Consider the following 16,240-nt stretch of genomic DNA (forward strand, 5'->3'; position numbering starts at 1 on the left):
CTGCGCACCAGCGTGGCAGTGGGTCGGGGGGGCCGGGTGGCCCCCGCAGGCCGCGGCGTCGACGTCGCCCCGAGGCGGCGAGCCCGCGGCCCCGGGCCAAGGTGATGCTGCTCGTCATCCTGATGGTCTTCGCCGTCTTCGGCTTCCAGCTGCTGCGGGTCCAGGGCTTCGACGCCGCGGCGACCCAGCGGGCCGCCATGAGCAAGCGGTCGGTCAAGACGATCACCCCGGCGATGCGCGGGCAGATCCTCGACACCAACGGCCGCGTCCTCGCCGAGAGCGTCGAGCGGTTCACCGTGGTCGCCGACCCCGTCGCGATCGCCGAGTACAAGGTCAAGGTCGGTGACATCTGGGAGAAGCTCGGTGCTCCCCGGGCTGCGAGCGACCTCGCGCCGCTGCTCGGCATGGACGCGAGCGACCTCGAGGCGCGCTTCACCAAGCCGAACACGCGCTACGTCATCATCAAGAAGGACGTGACGCCGACGATCTGGCGCGAGGTCAAGGCACTCGGCGTGCCGGGCATCGCGGCCGAGCGGACGGCCTCACGGGTCTACCCGCTCGGCATGGCCCTCGGGCCGGTCATCGGTTTCGTCTCGCCCTCCGACCAGGTGGCGTGGAGCGGCATCGAGTACCAGTTCAACCAGGCCCTGTCGGGCAAGCCGGGCACGAACATCTACGAGCGCGCCCGTGACGGTTACATCATCCCCGGGTCCGAGCGGGTCGACACCCCCGTGACGAACGGCCGCAACGTCCGTCTCACCATCGACTCCGACCTGCAGTGGTATGCCGAGAACGCCCTGGCCAAGCGGGTCCAGGAGGTCGGCGCGAAGGAGGGTTCGGCCGTCGTCATCGAGGTGGCGACCGGCAAGGTCCGGGCGGTCGCCAACTACCCGACGTTCGACCCGAACGACCTGAGCCGCATGGATGTCGACCACACGGTCAACGGCGCCTTCAACGACGCCTTCGAGCCCGGCTCGACCGGCAAGCTGATGACCTTCGCCGCAGCGCTCGAAAAGGGCGTCGTGACGCCGGACACCGGGGTCATCGTGCCCAACCGCCTCCCGCGGGCGGGCATGAAGTTCAAGGACAACGAGAACCACCCGACCGAGCAGATGACGGCGACCGGCGTCATCGCGAAGTCGTCCAACATCGGCACCATCCTCATCGGTGAGCGGCTGGGGCCGGCCGTCCTCGTCGACTACTTCCGCAAGTTCGGCCTCGGGGCCAAGTCACCGATCAACTTCCCCGGCGAGTCGGCGGGCAACGTGCCCGACCCGAAGACCTGGGTCGGCGCCTCCCGCTACACCCGCCTGTTCGGCCAGGCCTACTCCGCGACGGCGCTGCAGATGACGAGCGTCTACCAGACCATCGCCAACAAGGGGGTCAGAATGCCGCCGACCCTCATCGAGGGGACGATGAACGACTCCGGCACCCTGGTGCCGGCCCCGGCCCAGGAGGGGGTGCGGGTCGTCTCCGAGAAGACCGCGACGACGCTGAGCCGGATGATCGAGGAGGTCACCGGCCCGGACGGGACCGCCTCGGCAGCCCGGATCAAGGGCTACCGCGTCGCCGGCAAGACCGGCACCGCCGACTTCTTCGACCAGAAGAAGAAGGGGTACAACGGCTTCACCGCCTCGTTCATCGGCTACGCCCCGGCGGAGGCGCCGAAGTACGTCGTCGGCGTCTTCCTGCACCAGCCGAGCGCCGGCATGTTCGGCGGGGCGCTCGCCGGCCCGGTCTTCAACCAGGTGATGACCTACCTGATCCAGCGGGACGGCGCCGCGCCGAGCCCGAAGTCCACGCTCGACTACCACGTGTGGGCCAAGCACGAGCTGTCCACGTCCGACCCGAACGTCCTGTCCGAGGCTCGGGCGAAACGTGACGGCCTGTAGGTTTGGATGTCGTGTCCACACCCCCCACCCGCCCCACGGCCTCGGGTCTGCCGCTCGCTGACCTGAGCACGAGACTCGGCCTGCGCACCCCGCCGGCCGACGTCCGCGTGACCGGCGTGACCCTCGACAGCCGGGCCGTGCGACCCGGGGACCTGTATGCCGCACTCCCGGGCTTCAACGTGCACGGTGCCCGCTTCGCGTCCGACGCGGTGCGCGCCGGGGCGGTCGCGGTGCTGACCGACCCAGACGGGGCTGCCCTGCTGACCGGGAACGACGCCCCGGTCCTCGTCGTCGAGCACCCACGTGAGGTCCTCGGTGCCGTCGCCGCGGCGGTCTACGGAAACCCCGCCGACGAGCTGACCATGGTGGGCATAACGGGCACCAACGGCAAGACGACGACGGCCTACCTCATCGAGTCAGCGCTGCGCGCCCACCGGGTGCGCACCGGCCTCATCGGCACCGTCGAGACCCGCATCGGTGACGAGCGGATCCCATCCGTGCGCACGACACCGGAGTCCCCGGAGCTGCACGCCCTGCTCGCGACGATGCGCGAGCGCGGCGTCGAGGCCTGTGTCATGGAGGTGTCCAGCCACGCGCTGGCCCTGCACCGGGTCGACGGAGTGGTCTACGACGTGGCGCTGTTCACCAACCTCTCGCAGGACCACCTCGACTTCCACGGCTCGATGGAGGACTACTTCGCCGCCAAGGCCCAACTCTTCACCCCGGCCCGGGCACGGCGCGGCGTCGTCTGCGTCGACGACGAATGGGGCCGGCGTCTGGCGGCTGAGGCGGACATCCCGGTCGCCACGTTCTCGACGACGGGCGTGGCGGCCGACTGGACCGCCCGCTCAGCCGGCGCCGACGTCCGCCTGCGCTGCGAGGCGGACGGCACCGAGCTGCACCTCGTCTCGCACCTGCCCGGCTCCTTCAACATCGCCAACACCTGCCTCGCCGGGCTGGCGCTGCTCTCGCTGGGTCTCACGCCGGGCGAGGTCGACCGCGTCCTCGCCGCACCACCCGAGGTCCCGGGCCGCATGGAGGTCGTCAGCACCAGCGCGGAGGGCCCGCGCTGCATCGTCGACTTCGCCCACACCCCCGACGCCGTCGACGCCGCCCTCGCCGCCCTGCGGCCCTCCACTTCCGGACGGCTCGTGGCCGTGCTCGGGGCGGGGGGCGACCGCGACCGCGGCAAGCGCCCCGACATGGGGGCCGCCGCCGCCCGGCACGCCGACGTCGTCGTCGTGACCGACGACAACCCCCGGTCCGAGGACCCGGCGTCCATCCGGGACGCGGTCCGCGCCGGGGCCGAGCGCGCCGCACAGGACGGCCACGCCACCGCGACCGTCGTCAGGGACGGCGGCGCGCGCACCGACGCCATCACCCACACCGTTGCCGAGGCCGTGCGCGCCGCCCGCGAGAGCGGTCGCATCGACACCGTCGTCATCCTCGGCAAGGGTCACGAGACCGGACAGGAGGTCGGGGGAGTGGTCCACCCCTTCGACGACCGGGAGGCGGTGCGAGCGGCCCTCGCCGCGGCCGGACTCCACCGCACCACGAGCACGACGCCCTCGACGGCGCCGACCGGAGGCGCCCGATGATCCCGCTGTCCCTGACTCGCGTCGCAGAGCTCACCGGTGGCGTGCTGCACGGCGCGCACGCGGCCGAGCTCGTCATCGACGGACCCGTCGTGACCGACTCGCGCGAGTGCGGTCCGGGCGGGCTCTACGTCGCCCGAGTCGGCGAGCACGCCGACGGGCACGCGTTCGTCCCGGACGCCGCCAGCCGCGGCGCCGTCGCCGCACTCACCTCCCGCGTCGTCAGCGGGCTGCCCTGCGTCGTCGTCGACGACGTCCAGCTCGCCTTCGGCCGACTGGCACGCGGCGTGGTCGACGCGGCGCCCGACCTGGCCGTCATCGGCATCACCGGCTCCTCCGGCAAGACGACGACGAAGGACCTGCTCGCCTCGGTCCTGGCGACCGCTGGGGAGACGGTCGCGCCGGTCAACTCCCTCAACGGCGAGGTCGGCGTGCCGCTCACCGTCTGCCGTATCACCGCCGCGACCCGCCACCTCGTCGTCGAGATGGGCGCGCGCGGCATGGGCCACCTGCGCTACCTCACCCAGATCGCGCCGCCGCGGATCGGGATCGTGCTCAACGTCGGCAGCGCCCACCTCGGCGAGTTCGGCTCGCGCGAGAACATCGCCCGGGCCAAGGCGGAGCTGCCCCAGGCCTTGCCACCCGACGGCCTGGCCATCCTCAACGCCGACGACCCCCTCGTCACCGCGATGGCCGAGGGCCTCGCCGCGCGCGTCTGCCTGGTGGGGACCTCCGAGCGCGCCGAGGTGCGCGCGGAGGACGTCGTCCTCGACGACTCCGGGAGAGCGGCATACACCCTCGTCGCCCCGCAGGGGCGCGCGTCCGTGCGGCTCGCCCTCGTGGGGCCGCACCACGTCGCGAACTCCCTTGCCGTCGCTGCCGCCGCCCTGGAGCTCGGCCTGCCGCTCGACACCGTCGCTGCCGCCCTCGGTGCCGCCCGGGCCGTGAGCCGGTGGCGGATGGAGGTCACCCACCGCCCCGACGGCGTCACCGTCGTCAACGACGCCTACAACGCGAACCCCGAGTCGATGCGCGCCGCGCTCGACGCCCTCGCGGCCATGGAGACCTCCGGACGCCGCTGGGCCGTCGTCGGCGAGATGCTCGAGCTCGGCGACTCGAGCGCCGACGAACACGCCCAGATCGGTCGGTATGCCGCACAGCTGGGAATCGACCGGCTCGTGGCCGTCGGCGACGGGGCCCGCCCCGTCGGCGCCCCCGAGTGGGTTCGGGACACCGACGCCGCCTACGACCTGCTGCGCGTCGAGCTGGCCCCCGGCGACGTCGTGCTCTTCAAGTCGAGCCGCGACAGCGGGCTGCGCTGGCTCGGTGAGCGCGTCGCCGGTCCGCCCGGGCCGGCCGGGGCAGCCGGGTCGGCCGTCAGCCCAGGGGCCGCCGACGCGGCGGAGGTGTCGCAGTGAAGGGTGTCCTGTTCGCTGCGGCCTTCTCGCTGCTCTTCTCGCTGCTCGGCACGCCACTGTTCATCAAGTTCCTCGTCAAGCGGGGCTACGGGCAGTTCATCCGCGACGACGGGCCGACCTCGCACCACACGAAGCGGGGCACGCCCACCATGGGTGGGGCCGTCATTCTCGGCGCGACGCTCGGCGCCTACGCCCTCGCGCACCTCGTGACGTTGACCCCGCTCACAGCGAGTGGGGTGCTCGTGCTGTTCCTCATGGCCGGGCTCGGGCTCGTCGGCTTCCTCGACGACTACATCAAGATCTCGAAGCAGCGCAGCCTCGGCCTCCGCTCGAAGCAGAAGCTGCTGGGCCAGGGGCTCGTCGGGGTGGCCTTCGCGGTCCTCGCACTGCAGTTCCCCAACGCCCAGTACCGCACGCCGGCCTCGCCGTTCATCTCCTTCGTGCGCGACACCAACATCAACCTGGCCTACTACGGCACGATCCTCGGCGTCATCCTCTTCATCATCTGGGCCAACATCATGATCGCCGGCGCCTCCAACGGCGTGAACCTCACCGACGGGCTCGATGGGCTGGCGACCGGCGTCTCGACGATGGTCTTCGGTGCCTACGTCCTGATCAGCCTCTGGACGTTCAACCAGAACTGCCAGACCAATCCGGGCATCAAGTGCTACGAGGTGCGCGACTCGCACGACCTGGCCCTCGTCGCCGCAGCCGGGATGGGTGCCTGCTTCGGCTTCCTCTGGTGGAACGCCTCCCCGGCCAAGATCTTCATGGGCGACACCGGGTCGCTGGCGCTCGGCGGCGCGCTGGCCGGCCTCGCCATCACGACCCGCACCGAGCTGCTGCTCGTCATCCTCGGTGGCCTGTTCATCATCATCACGATGTCGGTCATCATCCAGGTCGTGTCGTTCAAGACGACCGGCAAACGGGTGTTCCGGATGGCGCCGCTCCAGCACCACTTCGAGCTCGTCGGCTGGGCCGAGGTCACGATCGTGATCCGCTTCTGGATCGTCGCCGGGCTGTTCGTCGCACTCGGGCTCGGCATCTTCTACGCAGAGTGGGTGGTGGGCGCCGGATGACCCTCGAGCCGAACTACGAGCCCCGACCGGGGCTCACGCACCGTGATGCCGACTGGAGCGGCCTGCACGTCCTCGTCGTCGGGCTCGGTGTGTCCGGCTTCGCGGCGGCCGACGCCCTCGCCGAACGGGGAGCACACGTCACCGCGGTCTCCCGCGACGTCACCGACGTCATCACCGAGCGTGGGCGCATCCTCGAGATCCTCGGCGTGGACGTCCGGCTCGGGCCGGAGCACGTGCACACCCCACCTGAGGGGACCGAGCTCGTCGTCACCTCGCCCGGGGTGCCGCCCCACGACGCCCTCATGCTCGCTGCAGCGACCGCCGGCATCCCGGTCTGGGGAGAGGTCGAGCTGGCCTGGCGGATGCGTGCCCGCGAGGGCGCGGCGCCGTGGCTGACCGTCACCGGCACCAACGGCAAGACGACGACGGTCGGCATGCTCGCCTCGATCCTGCGGGCCGCCGGCCTGCGCGCCACGGCCGCCGGCAACGTCGGCACGCCGATCCTCGAGGCGGTGCTGCACCCCGAGCCGTTCGATGTCATCGCCGTCGAGCTGTCCAGCTTCCAGCTGCACTGGCAGCGCTCCGTCTCCGCGGTGGCGAGCGCGGTCCTCAACGTCGCGCCCGACCACCTCGACTGGCACGGCTCCTACGCCGAGTACCTGCGGGCCAAGGGCCGCATCTACGACAACACCCACATCGCGTGCGTCTACAACGTCGCCGACCTGCAGACCGAGCAGCTGGTCATGGACGCCGACGTCGTCGAGGGGTGCCGCGCCGTCGGGTTCACCCTCGGTGTGCCGGCACCCTCCATGGTCGGCATCGTCGACGACGTCCTCGCCGACCGTGCCTTCGTCGAGCAGCGCCAGCACTCGGCCGCCGAGCTGTGCACCCTCGACGACCTGCGCGGTGACCTCGAGGCGGTGCCGCCGCACTACGTGGCCAACGCGCTCGCGGCGGCAGCCCTGGCCCGCGCCTACGGCGTGGGGCCGATCGCGGTCCGCGACGGGCTGCGGGCCTTCCGGCCCGACCGCCACCGGATCGCCGCCGTCGACGTGCCCGGGCCGGTGCGCTGGGTCAACGACTCGAAGGCGACCAACACCCACGCGGCGGCCGCCGCGCTCCGATCCTTCGACAGCGTCGTGTGGATCGCCGGCGGCCTGCTCAAGGGCGCCGACGTCGACGGCCTCGTCCAGGAGGCCGCCTCAAGGCTGCGCGGCGTCGTCCTGCTCGGCCGGGACCGGGCCGAGATCGCGGACGCGCTGGCCCGACACGCGCCCGACGTCCCGGTCATCGACGTGGCCGCGACGGACACTGGGGCCATGGACCTCGTCGTCGCCCATGCCGCGCGCCTCGCCCAGCCCGGCGACGTCGTCCTGCTCGCTCCCGCCGCGGCGTCGATGGACATGTTCGACAACTACGGGGCCCGCGGCGACGCGTTCGAGGAGGCGGTCCGCCGACACGTCATCGGGGAGGGGGCGTGACGTCCACGACCACCTCCGCCGGCTCGCGCGGGACCACCAAGCCACGAGGCAGGGGTGCCGCCACCCCGGACGAGCGCGACACCTCCCGGCTCGCTGCGCTGCCGGTCATCGGCAAGCTCGAGTCACCGCTGACGACCTACTACCTCATCCTGGGCGCCATGACGACCCTCGTGGTCTTCGGGCTGATCATGGTCTTCTCCGCCTCGAGCGTCAGCTCCCTGCTCAACGACCAAGCGTCCTACTCCGTCTTCGCCCGCCAAGCGCTGTTCGCCGTGATCGGCGCGGCGGTCGCGGCGGGAGCCAGCCGCTTGCCGCTCGCCTGGTGGAAACGCCTGTCCCTGCCGGTCTTCCTCGGCTCGGTCGTGCTGCTGGGGCTCGTCTTCGTCCCGTCGCTCGGCGTCGAGGTGGGCGGCAACCGGAACTGGTTGCGGCTCGGGCCGATCCAGATCCAGCCCGCCGAGCTCGGCAAGCTGGCGCTCGTCCTCGTCGGGGCGATGGTCTTCGCCAACAAGGGCCGCCTCGTCGGGCTCATCCGGCACGCGATCCTGCCCTACCTCATCCCCGTCGCGGCCATCATCATCGCGCTGGTCCTCGGTGGGCACGACCTCGGCACCGCGCTCGTCATGTTCGCCATCGTGGGGGCGGTGCTCGCCGTGTCCGGTGTGCGGGGCCGCTTCTTCCTGCTCGCCGGCACGGTCGGCGCGCTCGGCGTCGCCTACCTGGTGCAGACGAGCGACAACCGGATGGCCCGGATCGCCAACTTCCTCTCGCCGGCCTGCCAGGCCGACCCTGACGGGTGGTGCGGCCAGTCGGTGCACGGCATGTACGCCCTCGCCGATGGCGGCTGGTGGGGCGTCGGCCTCGGCGCCTCCAAGGAGAAGTGGGACTGGCTCGCCGAGGCGCACAACGACTTCATCTTCGCCATCATCGGCGAGGAGCTGGGCCTGCCCGGCACGCTCGTGATCCTCTTCCTCTTCGCCGTCATCGCCTGGGGCTGCTACCGGCTCATGGTGCGCACCCGCGACCGGTTCGTCCGCATCGCGACCGCCGGCATCATGGCGTGGCTGCTCGCCCAGGCGATCATCAACATCGGCGCCGTCATCGGGCTGCTGCCCGTGATCGGCGTGCCGCTGCCGCTCGTCAGCGCCGGCGGGTCCTCCCTCGTCACGACGATGCTCGCGCTCGGCATCCTGCTGTGCTTCGCCCGCAACGAGCCCGGCTGCCGGGCGCTGCTCGCGGCACGCCCCGGGATGCTCAAGCGTTCCCTCGCCGTGCTGCCCTCCCGTTCCCCCCGTCGCAGAAACCGGTGATCCGTCGTGTCCTCGCCCACCTCCGTCCTGCTCGCCGGAGGCGGCAGCGCCGGTCACGTGTCCCCGCTGCTCGCCCTCGCCGACGCGCTGCGTCGGCGCCACCCCCGCATCCAGGTCACCGGCCTCGGCACGCAGAGCGGTCTGGAGGCCCGGCTGGTGCCCGCACGCGGGTTCGAGCTGCGCTTCGTGCCCAAGGTGCCGTTGCCGCGGCGCCCGAGCCCCGACCTGCTTCGTCTGCCGCTCCGGCTCCGTGACGCCGTCACGGCGGCCGGCCGCGCCATCGACGAGACGGGCGCCGAGGTCGTCGTGGGGTTCGGCGGCTACGTCAGCACGCCCGCCTACCTCGCGGCCCGGCGGCGCCGGGTGCCGATCGTCATCCACGAGCAGAACGCCCGCCCGGGCCTGGCCAACCGGCTCGGTGCGCGGTGGACGCCGTACGTCGCCACGACCTTCGCCGCGACGGCGCTGCCGCACGCGACCCGCGTCGGGATGCCGCTGCGCCGCGAGATCGCGACCCTCGACCGGGCGGCCCTGCGTGCCGAAGCCCTCGAGCACTTCGGGCTCGAGAGCCAGTGGCCGACCATCCTCGTCACCGGTGGTTCGCTCGGCGCACAGCGCCTCAACGACGCGTTCCGGGCCCGTGCCTCGACCCTCAGTCAGTCCGGCATCCAGGTGCTGCACATCACCGGCGCCGGCAAGGAGTTCGAGCCGGACGTCCCGATGGTCGGGGCGCCCTACGTGACGGTGCCCTACGCCGACCGGATGGAGCTCGCCTACAGCGCCGCCGACCTCGTGGTCGCGCGCTCGGGGGCGAACACCGTGGCCGAGCTGACCACGGTCGGGCTGCCCGCCGTCTACGTCCCGCTGCCCATCGGCAACGGCGAGCAGCGGCTCAACGCCGCCGAGGTGGTGGCGGCCGGCGGCGGGCTGCTCGTGCGCGACGCCGACTTCACCGCCGAGTGGATCGAGGGTCAGCTCGTCCCGCTCGCGACGGACGGCGACCGCGTCGCCCGGATGGCGCGCGTGGCCGCCGCGCTCGGTGAGCCGGCCGCCGACGAGCGGCTGGCCGACCTGGTCGACCGGGCCAGCGGGAGCCGGCCGTGACGACCCCCACGACGGACGACCCGTTCGCCCGAGCCCGGTTCGACTTCCGGTCGCCCATTCCCCGCGCCGAGGACCTCGGCACCGTGCATTTCCTCGCGATCGGGGGAGCCGGGATGTCCGGCGTGGCCCGGATCATGCTGGCGCGCGGCATCACGGTGAGCGGCAGCGACGCCAAGGACGTGCCCGTCCTCGGGGCGCTCCGTGCCGAGGGGGCCCAGGTGTGGGTGGGCTTCGAGGCCGCGCACCAGCAGGGCGCCGACGCGATCGTCATGTCGTCGTCGATCCGCGACGACAACGTCGAGCTCGTGGCAGCGCGTGAGCGGGGGCTGCCCGTCCTGCACCGCGCGCAGGGGCTCGCCTCGTTGATGCACGGGCAGCGTCGGGTCGCCGTGGCCGGCGCCAACGGCAAGACGACGACGACCTCGCTGCTGACGGTCGCCCTCCAGGAGTGCGGCCTCGACCCGTCCTTCGCGGTCGGGGGCGAGCTGGCCAAGCACGGCACCAACGCCCACAGCGGTGCAGGGGACACGTTCGTCGTCGAGGCCGACGAGAGCGACGGGTCGTTCCTCGTCTACCGGCCCCACGTGGCGGTCGTCACCAACGTTCAGCCCGACCACCTCGACTTCTACGACACCTTCACGGTTGTCGAGGCGGCCTACCTCGAGTTCGCCCGCACCATCGAGCCCGGTGGGCTCCTCGTCACGTGCGCGGACGACGACGGGGCACGCCGGCTCGCCGAGGCCGCCCGGGCTGCTGGGACCCGCGTCGTCACCTATGGCTTCTCCGACGACGCCGACCTCCGGCTCGAGGACCATCGGGCGGAGGGCCTGCTCTCGAGCGTCCGGCTCAGCCGGGACGGTCGAGCACACTCCCTGCGGCTGGCCATCCCCGGGCGGCACAACGCCCTGAACGCCGCAGCCGCCTTCATCGCCGCCGTCGACGGGCTGGGCCAGGACGCCGACGCCGTGCTCGCCGGCCTCGCCTCCTTCACGGGCACACGTCGTCGGTTCGAGCCGAAGGGGAGCGCCGGGGGCGTCACGGTCATCGACGACTACGCCCACAACGCGGGGAAGGTCCGTGCCGTCGTGGAGACGGCCGTCGGGCTCGTGGGCGACACCGGGCGCGTCGTCGCGGTCTTCCAGCCGCACCTCTACAGCCGCACCCGAGACTTCGCGGACGCGCTCGGGGCGGGTCTCGCCCAGGCGCCCGTGGTGGTGGTCATGGACGTCTATGCCGCGCGCGAGGACCCCCTCCCGGGTGTGACGGGTGAGCTCGTCGCCGATGCCGCCAGGGCCGCGGGCGCGGAGGTGCACTACGTCCCATCGTGGTCGGCCGTTGCCGCGCGCGTCGCCGACCTGGTCCGCCCCGGAGACCTCGTGCTGACCATCGGGGCCGGGGACGTGACGATGATCGGCCCCGAGCTGCTCTGCCTGCTGGGGGAGGCACGCCGATGAGGTGGCGCGCCCGGCGCACGTCGATGGGGACCGGGGTGACGTCGGCCCGGCAGCGCTTCGAGGCCCGCGCTGCCCGCGCCCGACGCCGACCGCTGCTGCTCGCCGCCGCCCTGGTGGTCACCCTCACCGTGGCCGGGGGCCTGATCTGGCTGGGCTGGATGAGTCCGCTGCTGACGGCCACGACGGTCCGGGTGGAGGGCGTTCCCGCGGATGACGTCCGGGCCGTCCAGCAGGTGGCGAAGGTGCCGCTCGGCGGCCCGCTCATGCGGGTCGACACCGACGCCGTCGCGGCGCGCCTGGAGGGTGGTCGCGCCTGGACGGACATCCGCGTGAGCCGCAGCCTGCCGCACTCCGTCGTCATCGCCCTCACCCCCCGCAAGCCGGCACTCGCGCTGCGCAACCCTAAGGGTCAACTTGAACTTGTGGACCAGGGCGGCGTCCGGTTCCGCACCGTGGCGACCGCTCCGAAGGGAGTCCCGGTCGTGGCGGCCGGGTCGAGCGACGTCACCCCCGACGGTCTGCGGGCCGCCCTCGCCGCCCTGCACGCGCTGCCCGCCTCGCTGCGCTCCCACGTCGCGGACATGTCCGTGAACGCCGCCGACCAGGTCAGCTTCACCGTCACCGAGAAGGCCGGTCAGCGCACCATCGTCTGGGGTGCGGCCGGCCAGGAGGAGACGAAGGCGCGATTGGTGACGCTGCTGCTGAAGGAGCCCGGCACCCGGATCGACGTCAGCGTCCCGGAGGCCCCGGTCACCCGGTAAGGCGACTGCCGCCGACGCGGCGGGCGGCCGCGGCAGCCTCGGCGGGCGCCGGGCAGCCGCGTGTCCTCATGCCCGACTCCAGACCTGCCCTGCAGGTCTCCCGTCGGGGCTGGAGGGTGTGACCAGAGGGGCTGGTGGGACACTCGCACGGGTTGCCGGCGAACCGCCTCTGCGACACGCCGAAGGCGAGGTTGATCGGGCCCGCCGCACCGCATAGCGTCGGGGCGACACGGTGGTCCGTGACCAAACCGTAACCTTCCACGGAAGGTTTAGAGTACCCCTCGATCCTCGATCCGCACGATGCTTCACCATCAGGAAGGCCCACTCTCGTGGCAGCAGCACCGCAGAACTACTTGGCCGTGATCAAGGTCGTCGGCATCGGCGGGGGTGGCGTCAACGCCATCAACCGGATGATCGAGGTCGGTCTCAAGGGTGTCGAGTTCATCGCCATCAACACCGACGCGCAGGCACTGCTCATGAGTGACGCCGACGTCAAGCTCGACGTCGGCCGTGAGCTGACCCGTGGTCTCGGCGCCGGCGCCGACCCGGAGGTCGGCCGCAAGGCCGCCGAGGACCACACCGAGGAGATCGAGGAGGTCCTCAAGGGGGCCGACATGGTCTTCGTCACCGCGGGCGAGGGGGGCGGCACCGGCACGGGTGGCGCTCCTGTGGTCGCCCGCATCGCGAAGGGCCTCGGCGCCCTCACGATCGGTGTCGTGACCCGCCCGTTCACCTTCGAGGGTCGCCGGCGGGCCAACCAGGCGGAGTCCGGCATCGGCTCGCTGCGCGAAGAGGTCGACACCCTCATCGTCATCCCCAACGACCGACTGCTGTCCATCAGTGACCGCAACGTGTCGATGATGGACGCCTTCCGGTCGGCGGACCAGGTGCTGCTCTCCGGTGTCCAGGGCATCACCGACCTGATCACCACGCCCGGACTGATCAACCTCGACTTCGCCGACGTCAAGTCGGTCATGCAGGGCGCCGGCTCCGCGCTCATGGGCATCGGCTCGGCCCGTGGCGAGGACCGCGCGGTCCAGGCGGCCGAGCTCGCCATCAGCTCGCCGCTGCTCGAGGCCTCGATCGACGGCGCGCACGGCGTGCTCCTGTCGGTCCAGGGCGGCTCGGACCTCGGCCTGTTCGAGATCAACGAGGCCGCCCGCCTCGTCCAGGAGGCCGCCCACCCCGAGGCCAACATCATCTTCGGTGCGGTCATCGACGACGCCCTCGGCGACGAGGTGCGCGTCACGGTCATCGCGGCCGGCTTCGACTCCGGCGGTCCGACCCGGCGTGAGGACGACCGCGCCGCCACGCTGGGGCAGCGACCCGCCCCGGCGTCCGCGCAGGCCCAGCGACCGGCCGCGCCCCAGCATACGCAGCAGGCCCAGCAGCAGGCGCAGCAGCACGTTCAGCAGCAGGTGGCCGCCCAGCACCCCCAGGTGCCGCAGCCGGCCCAGCACCAGCAGGTGCACCAGCAGGCCGCGCGCCCGGCGCAGCAGCCGTACCCGCCGCAGCAGACCGAGCCTGCCCCCAACGGTGACTCCCACTACGGCCAGGCGCCCCAGCAGGCGCCCCGACCGGCCCAGCAGCCGCCGGCCCAGCGCCCGCCGCGCCAGGTCGCCTTCGAGGAGAATGACGACCTCGACGTCCCCGACTTCCTCAAGTAGGCCACGACGCGCGACGGGCCCTGCCTCCGGGCGGGGCCCGTCCGTCGTTCCCGCGACCCCTGCCCGGTAGGTTGGCCGGATGTTCCACTGGCGCCGGACCGTTCCTGCGACGAGGTCGGGGCCCTCGTCCGTCGAGGTCTGCTTCACAGACCGCAGCGCCGGGCTGGGCCGACCGCCGTGGGACGGGCTCAACCTCGGTGGCCACGTCGGCGACGACCCCGCCCGGGTGGAGGGCAACCGCACGCTGCTCGCGACGAGCCTGGGGGTGCCCCGCGACCGGCTCCTCTTCATGCAGCAGGTGCACGGCACCGACGTCGCCGAGGTCGACGGGCCCTGGTCCGGCTCCGTCCCGGAGGCGGACGCCGTCATCACGAGCGTGCCGGACCTGGCCCTCGCGGTCCTCGTCGCCGACTGCGTGCCGGTCCTGCTGCACGACCAGACGGCTGGGCTCGTCGCTGCCGTCCATGCCGGCCGGCCCGGGATGACCGCCGGGATCGTGCCGCTCGTCGTCGAGCGGATGCGGCACCTCGGCGCGGGGCGGCTCTCCGCCGTGGTCGGGCCGTCCGTGTGCGGCCGCTGCTACGAGGTGCCGGCCGCGATGGCGCAGGCGGCGGCGACCGTCGCACCGAGCGCGCTGGCCCGCTCGTGGACCGGGACACCGGCCATCGACGTGGCAACCGGGGTCGTCGAGCAGCTCGCCCGCGACGACGTCGAGGTCGAGTGGGTGGCCGGGTGCACGCGGGAGGACGACGACCTCTACTCCTACCGGCGCGACGGGCGGACCGGCCGGTTCGCGGGCGTGATCCTGCGCCGCGCTGGGACGTCGGGGGCGACGCGAGCCGGCTGAGCGGCATACGGCCTCGGGGGCTCCTGCGTGTCGCGGGGCGATATCCGCACCTCACAGGCGTCACTTCTGTACCGTCGGGCGGGAAGGCAACCCGCGATGTAGGAGCTGGCATGGCAGGCGCACTGCGCAAGACGATGGTCTACCTCGGACTCGCCGAGGAGGACGCCCGTCAGGACCGCTATGACGACTACGACGGGTACGACGAGCAGGACCGCTACGACGACGAGCCCGCCGAGGAGACCGGCCACACCGCGGCGGTGACGCCGCTGCCGACCAAGCGCGCCGTGGCCGCCGTCGTCCGCGAGGCCGAGGTGGGCCGGCTCAACCGGATCACGACGATCCACCCCCGCACCTACAACGAGGCCAAGAACATCGGTGAGTGGTTCCGCGACCAGGTCCCGGTCATCATGAACCTCTCGGAGATGGACGATGCAGACGCCAAGCGCCTCGTCGACTTCGCCGCCGGCCTCGTCTTCGGCCTGCACGGCTCCATCGAGCGCGTCACCTCCAAGGTGTTCCTTCTCTCACCGGCTCATGTCGAGGTGTCGGCCGACGAGCCCGAGGCGCCCGCCTCCTCGACCCGCGGATTCTTCAACCAGAGCTGACCCGATTGCGTCCAGACGGCCTGCATCCGTCAGACTTGCGGCATGGACGTGTTCTGGACGATCTACGGGGTGGTCGTCTTCACCTTCTTCATCGCCCTCATCGGGCGCTTCGTCATCGACTGGGTGCAGGTCCTGTCCCGCTCCTGGCAGCCCAAGGGCCCCCTCCTCGTCGTTGCCGAGGCGATCTACACGGTCACGGACCCGCCGCTGAAGGCGCTGCGCAAGATCATCCCGTCGCCGAACCTCGGCGGGATCAGACTGGACCTGTCCTTCCTCGTGCTCATGCTCCTCACCTCGGTCGCCCTCAACCTGCCGAGCTTCTTCTGATGCAGGTGGGACGAATGTGGCACTTGGGATATTTGCCCCTGCACCCTCGCGGGATGGCATCATGAGCGGGAATGCCTGGCTGCCCGAGCCAGTTCGTGAATCCACTACGTCTGCCAAGAGGTGAGAGATGGCGCTTACACCGGAGCAGGTGCTGAACAAGCACTTCCAGACCACGCAGTTCCGCCGGGGCTACGAGGAGCGCGACGTCGACGACTTCCTCGATGAGGTCGTTGCCGAGATGCGGTCGCTGATCGAGCAGCGCGACGACTACCTCAAGCAGCTCAACGACTGCCGGGCGAGCAAGAACCAGACCGCGGTCCGCCCCGAGGCCGCGCCCGTCGCGCGGGCCGGCGACGAGACCAAGCTGGGCGGGCTCCAGGCCAAGATCCAGGACGCCGAGCGTGCGTTCAAGGCCGCCTCCGAGCGGGCGGCCAAGGCGCGCAGCGACGCCGAGAGCGCCGAGCGCGCCGCCAAGGAGCGCATCGAGCGCGCGAGGGCCGAGGCCCAGCGGGCCGAGGAGGCCGCCAAGGCCGCCGTCGACAACACGGCGCTCAACGACGCCCAGGCCAAGCTCAACGGCCTCAACAACGAGGTCGCGCAGGCCCAGGCGCGGCTGACCAAGGCGCAGGAGCAGGCCCGCTCCGCCGAGGAGGCGGCCCGGGCTGCGGAGACCCGCGCCGAGCAGGCCCGCGCTGCGCAG

14 protein-coding genes are annotated in these 16,240 nt (G+C 72.1%); all 14 read left to right on the top strand.

Annotation, left to right across the window (positions count from 1 at the left end):
- Positions 1–1,892: peptidoglycan D,D-transpeptidase FtsI family protein (locus tag N864_RS11365; protein ID WP_205620925.1), on the top strand; the 1,892-nt coding region annotated here is incomplete at its 5' end.
- Positions 1,893–1,903: 11 nt separating this feature from the next.
- Complete coding sequence (locus N864_RS11370) at positions 1,904–3,490, top strand: UDP-N-acetylmuramoyl-L-alanyl-D-glutamate--2,6-diaminopimelate ligase (RefSeq protein WP_051518480.1); 1,587 nt, start codon at positions 1,904–1,906, stop codon at positions 3,488–3,490.
- Positions 3,487–4,905: a UDP-N-acetylmuramoyl-tripeptide--D-alanyl-D-alanine ligase gene (locus N864_RS11375; RefSeq protein ID WP_081793729.1), complete on the top strand. Its 1,419-nt coding sequence runs from the start codon at positions 3,487–3,489 to the stop codon at positions 4,903–4,905. Before N864_RS11370 ends, N864_RS11375 begins: the two co-directional genes overlap by 4 nt.
- Positions 4,902–5,984 carry a phospho-N-acetylmuramoyl-pentapeptide-transferase gene (mraY, locus tag N864_RS11380; protein ID WP_034716673.1) on the top strand — a complete coding sequence of 361 codons (1,083 nt, stop codon included), beginning with the start codon at positions 4,902–4,904 and terminating at the stop codon, positions 5,982–5,984. Before N864_RS11375 ends, mraY begins: the two co-directional genes overlap by 4 nt.
- Positions 5,981–7,465, top strand: coding sequence for a UDP-N-acetylmuramoyl-L-alanine--D-glutamate ligase (gene murD, locus N864_RS11385; protein WP_034716675.1), 1,485 nt, complete (start codon positions 5,981–5,983; stop codon positions 7,463–7,465). Before mraY ends, murD begins: the two co-directional genes overlap by 4 nt.
- Positions 7,462–8,775 carry a putative lipid II flippase FtsW gene (gene ftsW, locus N864_RS11390; RefSeq protein WP_034716677.1) on the top strand — a complete coding sequence of 438 codons (1,314 nt, stop codon included), beginning with the start codon at positions 7,462–7,464 and terminating at the stop codon, positions 8,773–8,775. The genes murD and ftsW overlap by 4 nt, the downstream gene beginning before the upstream one ends.
- 6 nt (positions 8,776–8,781) lie before the next feature.
- Complete coding sequence (gene murG, locus N864_RS11395) at positions 8,782–9,879, top strand: undecaprenyldiphospho-muramoylpentapeptide beta-N-acetylglucosaminyltransferase (RefSeq protein ID WP_034716679.1); 1,098 nt, start codon at positions 8,782–8,784, stop codon at positions 9,877–9,879.
- Entirely contained in the window at positions 9,876–11,333 is a 1,458-nt protein-coding gene (murC, locus tag N864_RS11400) for a UDP-N-acetylmuramate--L-alanine ligase (RefSeq protein WP_051518478.1), read from the top strand. Before murG ends, murC begins: the two co-directional genes overlap by 4 nt.
- Positions 11,330–12,094: a cell division protein FtsQ/DivIB gene (locus N864_RS11405; RefSeq protein WP_155892907.1), complete on the top strand. Its 765-nt coding sequence runs from the start codon at positions 11,330–11,332 to the stop codon at positions 12,092–12,094. The genes murC and N864_RS11405 overlap by 4 nt, the downstream gene beginning before the upstream one ends.
- Positions 12,095–12,423: 329 nt before the next feature.
- Positions 12,424–13,761: a cell division protein FtsZ gene (gene ftsZ, locus N864_RS11410; protein WP_034716681.1), complete on the top strand. Its 1,338-nt coding sequence runs from the start codon at positions 12,424–12,426 to the stop codon at positions 13,759–13,761.
- Between the two features lie 79 nt (positions 13,762–13,840).
- On the top strand, positions 13,841–14,608 hold the full coding sequence (pgeF, locus tag N864_RS11415) for a peptidoglycan editing factor PgeF (protein WP_034716683.1): 768 nt from the start codon (positions 13,841–13,843) through the stop codon (positions 14,606–14,608).
- Positions 14,609–14,718: 110 nt separating this feature from the next.
- On the top strand, positions 14,719–15,213 hold the full coding sequence (locus N864_RS11420) for a cell division protein SepF (RefSeq protein WP_034716685.1): 495 nt from the start codon (positions 14,719–14,721) through the stop codon (positions 15,211–15,213).
- Between the two features lie 42 nt (positions 15,214–15,255).
- Positions 15,256–15,540, top strand: a complete 285-nt coding sequence (locus N864_RS11425) for a YggT family protein (RefSeq protein ID WP_034716687.1) — start codon at positions 15,256–15,258, stop codon at positions 15,538–15,540.
- Between the two features lie 127 nt (positions 15,541–15,667).
- Positions 15,668–16,240, top strand: a 573-nt coding sequence (locus tag N864_RS11430) for a DivIVA domain-containing protein (protein WP_034716689.1), incomplete at its 3' end; no start/stop codon positions are given.

The organism is Intrasporangium chromatireducens Q5-1 (assembly GCF_000576575.1).
In the GTDB taxonomy this organism is placed as follows: Bacteria; Actinomycetota; Actinomycetes; order Actinomycetales; family Dermatophilaceae; genus Intrasporangium_A; species Intrasporangium_A chromatireducens.

Coding starts and splice junctions, on each gene's coding strand:
- murD (WP_034716675.1), top strand. CDS start 5,981: ATGACCCTCGAGCCGAACTACGAGCCCCGACCGGGGCTCACGCACCGT.
- N864_RS11405 (WP_155892907.1), top strand. CDS start 11,330: ATGAGGTGGCGCGCCCGGCGCACGTCGATGGGGACCGGGGTGACGTCG.
- N864_RS11425 (WP_034716687.1), top strand. CDS start 15,256: ATGGACGTGTTCTGGACGATCTACGGGGTGGTCGTCTTCACCTTCTTC.
- pgeF (WP_034716683.1), top strand. CDS start 13,841: ATGTTCCACTGGCGCCGGACCGTTCCTGCGACGAGGTCGGGGCCCTCG.
- N864_RS11375 (WP_081793729.1), top strand. CDS start 3,487: ATGATCCCGCTGTCCCTGACTCGCGTCGCAGAGCTCACCGGTGGCGTG.
- N864_RS11420 (WP_034716685.1), top strand. CDS start 14,719: ATGGCAGGCGCACTGCGCAAGACGATGGTCTACCTCGGACTCGCCGAG.